Origin of the sequence: Cohnella suwonensis (assembly GCF_042655365.1) — a bacterium.
GTDB lineage: Bacteria > Bacillota > Bacilli > Paenibacillales > Paenibacillaceae > Cohnella > Cohnella suwonensis.
The window spans coordinates 1-904 of record NZ_JBHSMH010000076.1; the positions used below are offsets into that span (position 1 = coordinate 1).

The 904-nt window shown below is 41.3% G+C and carries 1 protein-coding gene; it reads left to right on the plus strand.

Annotation, left to right across the window (positions count from 1 at the left end; all coding sequences use genetic code 11):
* The coding region (locus ACFPPD_RS18900; RefSeq protein WP_378082885.1) for an NUDIX domain-containing protein at nt 1–618 on the plus strand (618 nt) is incomplete at its 5' end.
* Nucleotides 619–904: the final 286 nt, after the last annotated feature.

Sequence of the window (904 nt, forward strand, 5' to 3'; positions counted from 1 at the left end):
CAGCAAGGAAGCATAATCAGCCGGACACATCCGCACCACCTAACCGCATCGCGGCCGCCCTTCGGGCTTAAGGTGGTGGGACGTCGTGAACACATGAACGTTATAAGAAATCCCCGCGAAACATTAAACACAAGTGAGGAAGAACAAAAAATGGATCGTTGGTATGAATTAAGTGACATTGAACATGAACCAGTTAAGTTTGCTGTGGTGATCGCAAAATTCAAAAACCAATTTATAATAATCTATAACAAAAAGCGTGGAGGTTGGGAGATCCCGGGAGGGAATAGAGAGAAAGGGGAAGCACTTTTACATACCGCTAGTCGAGAATTATTTGAAGAAACAGGAGCAGTAAGATTTGAGTTAATACCTTTTGGAATATATCAATGGAATGAGAGCTTGGGTATGGTCTTTTTTGCTGAAGTGCAAGAGATAGACAATATTCCTGATTTTGAAATTGATGAAATTAAATTTGAGGATGCTTTACCTGAAGGCATGAATTTTGGAAATATGTTTTATATTTTCGTAGATAAATGGAATGAGATTAAGGATAAGAAGTTGAAGAAATATAACATTGACATAAAGTATCTAAATAAAGTGAATGAATTAGAGATTGTATGAGCTGTTCAAAGAAGGCGGGGACATCTTATAACACCATGTTCACGCTTCGGGCCATTCGGCCCTCGGTCCGGCAGAAGTAGAGAAGCGGATTCGACTGGAGTAATTCAGTAGCAAGGAAGCTGAATCAGCCGGACACATCCGCACCGACTAAGCGCATCGCGCCCGGCGACTCCGTCGCCTTAAGTCGGTGGGACGTCGTGAACACATGAACGTTATATGAAAGGGATGCAAATCTAAAACAGAAAGAAGGAACGAATTTGTTTAGATTGTTTAGAAAGAAACGTAT